This window comes from Streptomyces sp. NPDC006235, assembly GCF_040613735.1.
Lineage (GTDB): Bacteria > Actinomycetota > Actinomycetes > Streptomycetales > Streptomycetaceae > Streptomyces.
This window is the reverse complement of record NZ_JBEXSR010000086.1, coordinates 1-12312: the sequence shown is the minus strand read 5'-3', so window position 1 is coordinate 12312 and position 12312 is coordinate 1. Positions and strand designations below refer to the sequence as shown.

Annotated in this window: 6 protein-coding genes; all 6 read left to right on the top strand. The window is 70.1% G+C overall.

All coding sequences use genetic code 11. The annotated features are described in order from the left end of the window. Window positions 1–424: 424 nt before the first annotated feature. The 6 genes from cas3 to cas6e all read left to right on the top strand — a co-directional run bounded on the left by cas3 (window position 425) and on the right by cas6e (window position 8865). Window positions 425–3313, top strand: coding sequence for a CRISPR-associated helicase Cas3' (gene cas3, locus ABZ192_RS42615; protein ID WP_356929839.1), 2889 nt, complete (start codon window positions 425–427; stop codon window positions 3311–3313). A gap of 278 nt (window positions 3314–3591) precedes the next feature. After that, window positions 3592–5298: a type I-E CRISPR-associated protein Cse1/CasA gene (gene casA / locus ABZ192_RS42610; protein ID WP_356929838.1), complete on the top strand. Its 1707-nt coding sequence runs from the start codon at window positions 3592–3594 to the stop codon at window positions 5296–5298. Between the two features lie 129 nt (window positions 5299–5427). Beyond that, a complete protein-coding gene (casB, locus tag ABZ192_RS42605; RefSeq protein ID WP_356929837.1) occupies window positions 5428–6033 on the top strand; it encodes a type I-E CRISPR-associated protein Cse2/CasB in 606 nt (201 codons plus the stop codon). A 125-nt stretch (window positions 6034–6158) separates the two neighbouring features. Further along, window positions 6159–7313 (top strand): type I-E CRISPR-associated protein Cas7/Cse4/CasC, encoded by a 1155-nt coding sequence (gene cas7e, locus ABZ192_RS42600; protein WP_356929836.1) that lies wholly within the window; start codon window positions 6159–6161, stop codon window positions 7311–7313. After that, window positions 7310–8107 carry a type I-E CRISPR-associated protein Cas5/CasD gene (cas5e, locus tag ABZ192_RS42595; RefSeq protein ID WP_356929835.1) on the top strand — a complete coding sequence of 266 codons (798 nt, stop codon included), beginning with the start codon at window positions 7310–7312 and terminating at the stop codon, window positions 8105–8107. The genes cas7e and cas5e overlap by 4 nt, the downstream gene beginning before the upstream one ends. Before the next feature lie 5 nt (window positions 8108–8112). Further along, complete coding sequence (cas6e, locus tag ABZ192_RS42590) at window positions 8113–8865, top strand: type I-E CRISPR-associated protein Cas6/Cse3/CasE (RefSeq protein ID WP_356929834.1); 753 nt, start codon at window positions 8113–8115, stop codon at window positions 8863–8865. Window positions 8866–12312 lie beyond the last annotated feature (3447 nt).

Here is a 12312-nt window from a genome sequence, read left to right as displayed (position 1 = left end):
ACCCATGAGAACGTCTCGTGAAATTCGATGTTCTGCATTGCGCAGTGCGGATCGGGGCTGACCCTATTTCGAAGGTTCCGGGTGGAGCAACATTCGGCCTGACGTAGCCAGATATTCCTGTCAGCCGATCGATTCGCCAGAGGCGCCAGTTCGTGAACCGGTTGCGGCACAGAAATGGCTGGCATGGCTCTCGGTAGCCTGTGCCGTTGAACGGCAACACTACGGGCACTGGGTTCATGGCGACGTTTGTGCGTGTGCAGGTCGCCCTGTGCGGAGGGGCACATCGCCCCCCGCCACGGAAGTCCTCTCGGAGGGTTGGCAGTCCGCTTCGCGTCGGTTGGTGTGGGTGACTCTGCAGGTCAGGCCATGCTGTCAGTGGTGGCCTCTAGCCTCTGATGCTCAGTTCTGGACGGGCGACCGACGGGTGGGGAGCGTGCAAGGTCTGAGCGGGCGTAATGAGCCGTTCGTAGTAGAGGCGCTGGAGACGTTGTGGGGGAAGACGCGGGAGCGAGCAGGGGGCAGGACGAACCTTCTGCTGGCGCATCTCTTGGATACGGCGGCCGTTGCTGAGTTGCTGTGGGACGGCTTCCTCGCGCGGGCAACGCGGTCGGCACTGGATGAAGTTGCGGGTGGGCCGGGCCGTGGGCGGCGGTTGTTTGCCTGGTTGTGCGGGGTTCACGATTGCGGGAAGGCGACGCCGGCACATCAGCGTTTGTGGCCGGAGGGAGCGGAGGCTGTACGCCGATCGGGGTTGACGTGGGTTGAGTCGGCTGCTGTGGCGGGGGCGAAGCAGCAGAAGCGGTGGCGTCACGACTGGGCCGGTGGGCTGTTGGCGCGAGAGTTGCTGGCCGAGGCCGGGTGGGATGCGGAGCAGCTGGACTGGGTGTGGCCGCTGGTGGCTGGGCATCATGGTGCGTTTCCTTCGCTTCGGGATGTGCAGGAGCCTCGTTCGGCGAAGGGCCAGCTGCGGGGGAGGGGAGCGTGGCACCGGGTGCAGGAAGCTCTGCTTGATGTATTCACCCAGGAGGTCGGGTTCGGGTCGCTCGGTGAGGTGGAGCCGATGGCGGTTCCGTCCAGGGCGCTCCAGTTGCAGCTCAGCGGTCTGGTGGTCATGGCGGACTGGATTGCCAGTGACGAGCGCTTCTTCGTGGGCTTGGACGATCTGGGGCTGGTGAGTCTGGATACTTCCCGTGAGCGTGCGGGGTCGGCGTGGAAGGCTCTGGGGCTGCACGGTGGATGGGGTGCTTTGGGCGTGCCAGGGCAAGAGGCGTTCCGGGACCGGTTCGGCTACGCGCCGCGGCCCTCGCAGGCCCTGGTGGTTGAGGCGGCTCGCAGCATGGGCCGTCCGGGTCTCATGGTGGTCGCAGCGCCGATGGGTGAGGGCAAGACGGAGGCTGCTCAGGCCGCGGCGGAGGTCCTGGCGGCCAGGTTCGGCGCGGATGGTGTGTTCGTGGGTATGCCGACCCAGGCGACCAGTGATCCCATGTTCACCCGCACGCGACGGTGGGTGGAGGCGATCGAAGCGGAACTTGCCTCCCGCGTAGTGCTGTTGCACGGCAAGAGAGCGTTCAACCGGGAGTGGAAGGCTCTCCTGGAGGACGCGGATGCGTATGCGGACGAGGCGTTCTGCGGGGTGGATGAGTTCGGGTTGGACGACGACCCGTACGGGGTTGAGTCTGAGGTGCGCGGCGTGCCGGAGCGGCAGGGGCCTGCTGAGTGGTTTCTGGGGCCGAAGCGCGGGCTGCTGGCCCCGTTCGTGGTCGGTACGGTTGATCAGCTTCTGTATGCGGCTACCCGTACGCGGCATGTGATGCTGCGGATGGCGGGCTTGGCCGGCAAGGTCGTGATTCTGGACGAAGTGCACGCGTGCGATGTGTACATGAGTCAGTTTCTGCAGGAAGCACTGCGTTGGCTGGGTCAGGCTGGCGTGCCGGTGCTGGTCTTGTCGGCGACGCTTGCCCCCGCGCAGCGCACAGCGTTGGTCGAGGCTTATCTGGCCGGTGCGGCATCACGTGAGGAGTTCCGGGTCGAGGTTCCGGCGCCGCTGGGGTATCCGAGTGTCACGGCGGCCTGGTTGTCAGCCTCGGGTGAGCCGCAGTTCCAAGTGGATGCAACGGACAGTTGGCGTGAGGACCTCGGCGTGGTGGTGCAGGTAGTGCCCGAGGCGGTGCCCGGCGCGGGCTCCTCGCGTGAGCAGCGGGAGCGGTTGCAGGCCGAGGCGGATGCAAGGGTGGGGGAGCTGCTGGCGAGTGAACTCCTCGACGGAGGGACCGCGCTCGTCATCCGCAACTCCGTTGCGCGGGCGCAGAGTCTCTACGAAGAGTTGCGCGGGCGGTTCGATAATGACGAGGTGCGCCTTCTGCATGCCCGTTTCACGGTTGCCCGGCGTGCCGATCTGACGGAGGAGTGCCTGCGTCTGCTGGGCCCGAGGACGCCGCGCCCCCGGGGCGGCCGGCTGATCCTGGTGGCGACTCAGCTGGCCGAGCAGTCCTTCGATGTCGACGCCGACATGCTGATCACGGATCTGGCCCCCGTTGACCTGTTGCTGCAGCGAGTGGGGCGGCTGCACCGGCACGAGGACACGTGGCGCCCGGCGAGGCTGCGCGTGCCACGGGTGTTCGTTACGGGGTTTGAGCCGCGTGAGGGCCGTGAACCGGCGTTCGCGTTTGCCGGCGAGGCGATCTACGGACGTCATCTGCTGCTGCGGACCGCTGCTGTGCTGCCCGGCGCCGGCGAGGTGTGGTCGGTTCCGGCAGACGTGCCCGGGCTGGTGGAGCAGGTGTACGGGGCGGATGCGTCACTGCTGCCCGAGGCGTGGCAGGAGGCTGGTGAGGCGGCCTGCCGGGAGCAGGGGAACCGGGACCGGATCCGTGCCGAGGAGGCGCGGAAGTTCTTGCTGACGCCGCATGGTGAGCACGAGAAGCGGACGCTGGCGGGTCTGCACTACGGCGGATCCACGGCGGGCAGCGACGAGGCTTCGTTGCAGGCGGCTGTGCGCGACGGTGACGAGTCGGTCGAGGTCGTCCTGGTGGTCCGGGACGAGGACGATGCTGTCTTCCGGACGCTGGCGGGGCGGGCCTTGAGCGTCAATGGCGATGTGGCGCCCGATGTGCTGGATGAGGTGCTGGGCTCGGTGGTGCGGCTTCCGTCGAAGTTCACCCAAGCAGCCCAGGAGCTGCGGCCGTTGCCCGGCTGGCATGGCCACACGTGGTTGCGCCGCAGCCGTGCACTGGTGCTGGACGCGTCGCGAAGGGCCCGACTCGGCGACGTCACGGTGTCCTACGACGACGACTTCGGGTTGCGGCAGACGTAGGTTCCGGCGTCGGCCGTGGGCTGCAGTGGGCTCGCAGGGGGTGGAGGTGAGCCGCCGGGCCGTGGCCCGGCGGCTCGGTGCCCCGCGTGGCGCGGGGTCGAAGCGATGCCCGATCCGCTGTGCAAACAGAGAAGAGGATCATCCCCGCAGCCCGGGCCATCACGGTCCGGTCGCTGGGGTCAACGGCCGGATTGTTGCACCTGATTGCGAAGAAAGCATGTGGACGCCTCCAGGCCACTGCTAGCGTCAAACATAGAAGCTTCCATCGAGGGGGACCGATGAGCCATGGCTTTTCCTTAACGGACGACTCCTGGCTGCGCTTACCGCCAGCCGCAGGGGGACCGGCACAGGAACACTCGCTGCGCACCGCGTTGCTGGAGGCACACGAATTCGGCGACCTTGTGGTGGAGCTCCCCACCCAGAGGCCGGCCGTGTTCCGGCAGGTTCTGCTGGCCGTGGTTCTCGACGCCCTGGGCCGCCCATCCGACGAGCGCGAGTGGATGAACTGGTTCTCCACACGGCGCTGGTCAAGGGAGCAACGCGGCAATCTCGAGGCGTATCTGGACACGCATCGCGGGCTGTTTGATCTGTTCGATCCGGTGCAGCCCTTCGGGCAGGTCGCCGGGCTGTGGACCACCAAGGGCGAGACGAAGAATGCCGGGCTGATCGTAGCGACCGCCGCCACCGGGAACAACGTGCCGCTGTTCGCTTCCCGCACGGAGGGCGACGCCTTCTCGCTGTCTCCGGCACAGGCGGCACACTGGCTGCTGCACACGCAGTGCTGGGACACTGCGGCGATCAAGACGGGCGCGGTGGGCGACCCGAAGGCGAAGGCGGGCAAGACGGTCGGCAATCCGACCGGGCCGCTGGGGCAGATGGGCGTGGCCTTGCTGGTCGGCAGGACGCTGTTCGAGACACTGCTGCTGAACCTCCCGGTCGGGGCGCCTCCGACGTCGGCCGACCTGCCGCAGTGGAGGAGGCGCGAGCCCGACGATCCGCGTTCGGCCGGCACCCCTCAGTGGCAGGAGCGGGCACCCGAAGGACTTCTGGACCTGTGGACCTGGCAGTCCCGCCGGATCCGGCTCTTCCCGGAGACGACCGACGAAGGCCTGCGGGTGACGCGGGTACTGGTCGCTGCGGGGGACCGGATGCCTCACACACCCGAAACCGAGCCGCACACCATGTGGCGAGTAGAACCGACCGGCAGCCGAAGCACGGGGAGAAGCAAGGGCGGCATCACATCCCCGCGTCGTCCCCTGCGCCTGCAGCCCGGCAAGGCCGCGTGGCGCGGGCTCGATGCGCTGCTGGCACCCGAGCGGCAGTCCCGGGAAGCAGGGGAGAGGACGAGCGGGTTCGCCACGAGCAAGCTCCTGGACCAGGCCGGCGCACTGGCACACGATCTTGGCGAGGCCTATCCGCTGCGTGTGGAACTCTCCGGTGTCGCGTACGGCAATCAGTCAGCCGTCATCGACGACGTGATGTTCGACGCGCTGCCCCTCCCGCTGGCCGCGCTCGAGGCCGACAGTGACGTCCGCTCAGCGCTTCTTGAAGTAGCTGAACAGGCTGAGCAGTTGGCCACGGCCGTCAATCATCTCTCGGCTGATCTGCGGCGTGCTCTGGGCAGCGAACCGATCCCCTGGGACAAGGGGCAGCGCCCCGGGGAGTTCGTCCTGCACGCCCTGGACCCGCTGGTGCGGCGGTTGCTGGCCGGGATGAGGGAGGTGGAGGACCTGGAACGGATCGAGGCCGGGCAGCTCGCCTGGGAGCAGCTTGCCTGGCGCCGGAGCTGGGAGGTCGCTGACCGCCTCCTACAGGCGGTGCCTGTCGGAGCGTTCGTGGGCAGAAGCGCCCCGCAGGGGGAAGGGAAGCCCGAGCGCACGCACCGCGTCTCGCTGGCCGAGGCATCCTTCCTCAAGCGCCGTGCGCAGATCCTCCACCGCGCAGACGCCCATCGACGCAACTGCCCCACCCCCGACAACCGGTAGGCGGCGAGGCACCTTTCACGGTGCCCCCTCTAGCCGTCATGCCCTGGCCGGAGGAATCCGGCCATGGCTCCGCGGGCGTCCTCCCACGCCTTGGTGACACAGCGTCCCTCATCACGTCTGGACACGGCCATGACCGAAGAAGACTCTACGAAGCAGCGCATCTGGCACCGCTACATCGCCGCAGACGGCACCTGGCGCCGCAAGAACGGCACTGCGGCCGCGCAGCGCCCGCCCGGCGAGGACCTCGCGGTTCTGCGCCGAGGTCTGGGCCGCCCCGCCGGAACCGTGCTGGAGCTGTTCCCGTTCTACACCTGCCCGGTCGACGACTACGCCGCCCGACGCGGGGAGGTCTCGGCCGAGCAGGAGGCCGAGCACATCGCGCTCGCGCTCTACGGGCTGCACCAGCAGAGCCAGGACCGGCCGATGCACCGCGACGGAGTCGGTCTCGGCCGGGCCATGCTCGAGCTCCGGCGTCACGACCGCACCAGTGACCAGGCCGTCGACTCCCGCTTCCAGCAGGCGTTCTCCGCAACGTCGACGCAGGCACTGCGGATGCGTCTTCGGGGTCTGGTCACCCAGCTCAAGGACATCAAGCAGCCCCTCGACTACGACCGCCTGGCCTTGGACATCCACGACTGGAACCGGCCCGAGTCCCGCTCCCGCGTGCGCCGCCGCTGGGGCCTGGACTACTACGCCTGGACCCAGCCGGCACCGGCTCCACGACCCGAACGCTGAGACCACCAGCACGCCCGACGTCCGCCGCCCCGCAGCGGACACCCCCTTCCCACCTGCACACCCGCATCCGCGCCGCCCGCACGCCACGCGGCTACCGCTTCTCTCACACGACCTGGAGCAACCCGATGACCCAGCGCCTCTACATCGACGTGCACGTCGTCCAGACCGTCCCGCCCGCCAACCTCAACCGAGACGACCAGGGCAACCCCAAGGAGGCCATCTACGGCGGCGTCCGCCGTTCCCGCGTCTCCTCCCAGGCATGGAAGCGCGCGTCCCGCCAGCACTTCGACGCCCAAGCTCCCGAGCCCGACCGCGCCACCCGCACTAAGCGCATCACCGGTGAACTCATGGCCCGCATCTCGCGGAACACCGGCCTGGAAAGCGACGACGCCGGCCGGATCGCCGCCGCCCTGCTCGCCCAGCTCGGCCTGAGCCAGGGCAAGAAGGCCGGTGACACCGCCTACCTCCTCTTCTACGGCAACGCCCAGCTCGACGCCGTGGCCGCCCTCGTCACGGACCATGTCGCAGACCTCGCAGCACTGGACGAGAAGGCCCTCACCGAAGCAGTCAAGGAACTGCCCGTCGCGCAGACCTTCAAGACCGGGCACCCCGTGGGCGTCGCCCTGTTCGGACGTATGGTCGCCGACATCCCCAAGCTCAACGTCGACGCAGCCGTGCAGGTGGCCCACGCGCTCTCCACCCACGAGACGCAGCTCGAGTTCGACTACTTCACCGCCGTCGACGACCAGAACGAAAAGGGCGAGACCGGCGCCGGCATGATCGGCACCATCGGCTTCAACTCCGCCACCCTCTACCGCTACGCCACCGTCGGCTTCGCCCAGCTCACCGACAACCTCGGCGGTGACACACAAGCCGCTCTCGACGCCCTCGACCGATTCGTCGACAGCTTCGTCCTGTCCGCCCCCACCGGCTACCAGAACTCCTTCGCCCACCGCACCCGGCCCAGCCTCGTCGCGGTCGTCGTGCGCACCGACCAGCCCGTCAACTTGGTCTCCGCCTTCGAAGAGCCCGTCGCGGCGGAAGCCGGCATCCAGGCGAACTCCGCCCGCCGCCTCGCCGAAGAGCACATCACCGCCACACAGGTATGGGGCGACACCCCCCTCTACGCAGCGGCCAGCCACACCTTCACCACCCGCGAACCCCGCACCAAGGACACCGCCGAAACCCTCACCCAGGCCTTCGGCGAACCCGTCACCTTCGACGACCTGCGCACCACCCTGCACGCCAGCATCACCAACGCCCTGGGGGCACAGGCATGACACCCTCTGACCCCACCTCCGTCCTGGTGCTGCGGCTCGCCGCCCCGCTGCAGTCATGGGGCGACCGCAGTACCTTCAACCGACGTGAGACCCGACCCGAACCGACCAAATCCGGGGTCGTGGGCCTTCTCGCCGCAGCCGCTGGCCGCTCGCGATACGCCGCACTGGACGACCTCGCCGGGCTGGGACTCGGCATCCGCATCGACCAGCCCGGCAGCATTCTGCGCGACTACCACACCGTCAGCGACCACCGCGGCCAGCCGCTCCTGTCAGCCGCCGTCACCGCCAAGGGCCTGCAAAAACCCACCTCACCCGCCAAGCACACGCACATCACCCAGCGCTTCTACCTCCAGGACGCCGTCTTCCTGGCAGCTGTCGAAGGCCCGCAAGAACTCATCACCACCCTCGAACACGCCCTACGCCACCCGGCCTTCCCCCTCGCTCTCGGCCGCCGCTCCTGCGCGCCCACACAGCCCCTGGCCCTGGGCCAGCGCACCGGCTCATTGCAGGACGCGCTGCGCGCCGAGCCCTGGCAGGCCACCCCCGCAGTACGCAAGCGCTGGGGGCACCAAAACGGCAACGCTGCCACCATCGACCTCCCCGCCACCCTCGACGACCCGGCAGGAGATGAAGTCCGCGACGACGTCCCCCTGTCCTTCGCCCCCACCAGCCGGACCTTCACCACCCGCCGTACCCGGCACACCTACCTCGCCGCACCCACCGGCCTCACACCCGACCCCACACGGCCTCCGAACACCGCAGGCCACGACCCTTTCGCCCTCCTGGGCTGGTGACCGACATGCCCTATCTCTCCCGCATCCGCATCAACCCCCTGCGCGCCGAAAGCCGCACACTCCTCGCCAGCCCCCGCGCCATGCACGCCGCCGTCCAAGGAGGCCTGCCCGGCCTGCCCGAACAGAACCGCACCCTGTGGCGGCTCGACGCCGACAACCCCCACCGCCCCCACCTGTTCGTCCTCACCACCGACAAACCGGACTGGACCCACCTCGTCGAACAGGCAGGCTGGCCCGGCGCCGACGGCGAGCACTACGCCGTACGCGACTACACCCCACTCCTGCAGCAACTCGCACCAGGCCGCAGCTTCGCCTTCCGCCTCACCGCCAACCCCGTCCAGAACACCAACCGGCCCGACAAACCCACCGCGCGCCAACAAGCACGCATCGAAGCCGGCGACCGGCGCGGCTTCCGCCTCGGCCACCGCACCGCCGCGGCCCAGCTCAGCTGGTTCCTCACCCGCACCCAACGCTGGGGCTTCGACGTCCCCACAGCCCCCCACCTGGACGCAACCCACGACACCAACGGAGAACCACCCCGCGACATCCGCATCACCACCCGCCAACGCCGCTCCTTCGGCAAAGGCCCGGCCACGGCGAAGGAAGCTCACGTCGTCATGCACTCCGTAACCTTCGAAGGAAGCCTGCGCATCACCGACCCGGCCCTCCTCACCGAGCGCCTCCTGGCCGGCATCGGCCCGTCCAAGGCCTACGGATGCGGACTGCTCACCCTCGCCCCGCTCCCCGAAAGGGCATGAACACCGTGCCCGACATCTGTGTCTGGATGGTGGCGTCGGCCCCGCGTCTGCGGGGATCCTCCGTACCAGCGAGAGAACAGCGCACCGATCGCGAGGTAGGATCTGCGCCTGCGGGGATCCTCCGGGCAACCCCCGCAACGACCTCGGCTGGCTCAAGTCGGCCCCGTGCCTGCGGGGATCCTCCGGTCATTGGTACCCCCGCCAAGGATGGTGGCGGGTCGGCCCCGTGCCTGCGGGGATCCTCCTCCGAGGCGTCCGCCGAAGCCGCCCGCCTGATCGTCGCCCCCGCGCCTGGATCCTCCCTCAACTTCTTCAGCGACGACCAGGGCGTGCCCGTCGCCCCCCGCCAGCGGGGATCCTCCGGACGGCACGGTCCACGTAGTCGGCTACGGCCGGTCGTCCCCGCGAGCTGCGGGGATCCTCCGGCCGGGACGCGTTGGATGCCGGTGATGCACCAGTCGGCCCCGCGCCTGCGGGGATCCTCCGACGTAGCTGAACCAGCCCCATCCCCAGCGAGGTCGCCCCCGCGCCTGCGGGGATCCTCCCGGGGCCGTCACCTCCCGGCTGTCCGGGCAGGTGTCGCCCCCGCGCCTGCGGGGATCCTCCGCTGGAGGCCGCAGGCATCGGCGGTAAGGGCTTGTCAGCCCCGCATCTGCGGGGATCCTCCGCGGTGGGGTCGGTGGAAGCCGTACCCGTGGCAGTCGGCCCTGCGTCTGCGGGGATCCTCCGATCGGTACGCGGCCCGGGATCGCGGCCGCCCTGTCGGCTCCGCGCCTGCGGAGATCCTCCGATGGCCAACGGCTCCACCAAGTACATCAACGAGTCGGCCCCGCGCCTGCGGGGATCCTCCGCGGGAGAGGTCGGACTCGACGTCTGCGAATCGGTCGGCCCCGCGCTTGTGGGGATCCTCCGTTCGGCCAGGACAAGGGAGACCAGGCCGTGACGTCGGTCCCGCGCCTGCGGGGATCCTCCGCGGGCCGACTTGTAGTCCATGCCGTCCTCGGGGTCGGCCCCGCTCCTGCGGGGGTCCTCCGATGTTGGGGTTGGTGGGCAGGCCCCGCCAGTTGTCGGCCCCCGCGCCTGCGGGGATCCTCGGGAGGCCCCCGCATCGTCGTCGTCAGCAAGGTCGTCGCCTCCGCGCCTGCGGAGATCCTCTGGTCTCGCCGTGCTGGGCGGCGGAGAGCCATTGGTCGACCCCGCGCGTAAGGGGATGCTCCGATGGAGGAGATCTACGAGATCGACGAGGAGACGTCGCCCCCGCGCCTGCGGGGATCCTCCGCCTGAGCAGTCCCACGACGGATTGCCGTTACCGTCGCCCCCGCGCCTGAGGGGATCCTCCGGCGGAGGGACTGGCCGAAGCCAGGCAGGGCAGGTCACCCCGCGCCTGTGGGGATCCTCCGCAGTACTTCCGGGGCCGACCACCCGTCGTTTTGTCGGCCCCTCGCCTGCGGGGATCCTCCGGCCGGCGGACCCTCGGGGCGGGGCTTCCCTACGGTTTGCCCCGCCTGAGGGGATCCTCCGCAGGTCAAGTCCGCGTCGACGAAGCTCGCCGAGTTGGCCCCGCGCCCGCGGGGATCCTCCGGAGTCGGCCGCGATGGCTGACGAGAACACCACGCTGGCCCCGCGCCCGCGGGGATCCTCCGGCGACGACGGGTACCTGCTGGATCTCGCCGGTGTTGGCCCCGCACCTGCGGGGATCCTCCGACGACGTCGGACACGTACGGGCACCTGCTGCCGTTGGCCCCGCGCCTGCGGGGATCCTCCGGAACTCCAGATCCGCGACTACTCGGCCCTGGTGTCGCCCCCGCGCCTGCGGGGATCCTCCGCGCAGCGCCACCATCCGCCTCGCCATCAACAATTCGCCCCCGCGCCTGCGGGGATCCTCCGCCATCACGGCTCAGATCAAGTACCAGCAGATGGTCGCCCCCGCGCCTGCGGAGATCCTCCCGGAGACACCGAGCGATGACCCGCCCCACACCCGTCGCCCCCGCGCCTGCGGGGATCCTCCGCCGCCGTGGATCGGCTTCAACGGCGTCACCGTGTCGCCCCCGCGCCTGCGGGGATCCTCCCCACGCGCCGCGCCTGTTTCCGCGGCCGGTGCCACGTCGCCCCCGCGCCTGCGGGGATCCTCCGGGGACGGGGGTGTTGGTGGCCGTGCGGGCTGCGTCGGCCCCGCGCCTGCGGGGATCCTCCGCGGGTGGAGGCCATCAACTGGGAGCACCGCGCGTCGCCCCCGCGCCTGCGGGGATCCTCCGGTCGAGTCCCGCGGCGGCGACGGCGTGGTCGTGTCGCCCCCGCGCCTTGCGGGGATCGTCCGGTGAACGGTGCTGTCCGTCAGCCCGTGCCCGGGTCGGCCTCGCGCTGCGGGATCCTCCGCCCAGAACGGGCCCGATCTCGCCGTGGTCGTTGTCGGCCCGCGCTGCGGGGATCCTCCGACGCGACGGCGGAACCTCGCGAACTCGCCGGGGTCGGCCCCGCGCTGCGGGGATCCTCCGGAGGGCCGCACGGGCCTGTACCTGGTGGACCTGTCGGTCCTGCGCCTGCGGGGATCCTCCGGATCCGCGGCCACCGGCCACGGATCGGGAGGCGGTCGGCCCCGCGCCTGCGGGAATCCTCCGGCGCAGGCCGACCTGGCCCGCGTGACGGCGAAGTCGGCCCCGCGCCTGCGGGGATCCTCCGGGCTACGTGTACATGTCCCCGGACGGGCAGCAGTCGGCCCCGCGCCTGTGGGGATCCTCCGGGCTCACGCTGCGACGAACACCAGCCCATCCCGTCGGCCCTGCGCTTGCGGGAATCCTCCGTTCCTCCGCGGCTCCGTCTACACGTCGCCCGAGTCGGCAACGCGCCTGCGGGGATTCTCCAGAATGGCAGGATGTGCCCCATGACCCCCATGGTCGGCCCCGCGCCTGCGGGGATCCTCCGCGTTCCCAACGCGGGGCTGGGGCCTGGGGGTTGTCGGCCCCGCGCCTGCGGGGATCCTCCGCCAGGCAGGACAGCGCCACCACGGTCAGCACCGTCGCCCCCGCGCCCGGGGATCCTCCCGAGTGGTGCGCCGCCCAGGCCCGCGGGCTGCTGTCGGCCCCGCGCCTGCGGGGATCCTTCCCTGCTCCACGGCGCACGGCCTGGAGTTCAACAGGTCGGCCCCGCGCCCGCGGGGATCCTCCCCAGGGCCATGCGCCCCCCACACACCCCGCACCGTCGGACCTGCGCCCGCGGGGATGCTCCGGAAAAGGACAAGGGGCTTCTGGACCAGGGCATGCCGTCCCCGCCTGCGGGGACCTTCCGACTTCGTGCGCTGCGCCCCTCGGCTCGTAGCGGTCGACCCCGCGCTGCGGGAATCTTCCGAAGCCTGCTGGCCAGGACATCGAGGAGTGCTAGACGACCCCGCGCCTGCGGGGATCGCACGAACCAGAGTCACTGCAAATTGCTCCCCCTGGCGGTATCAGC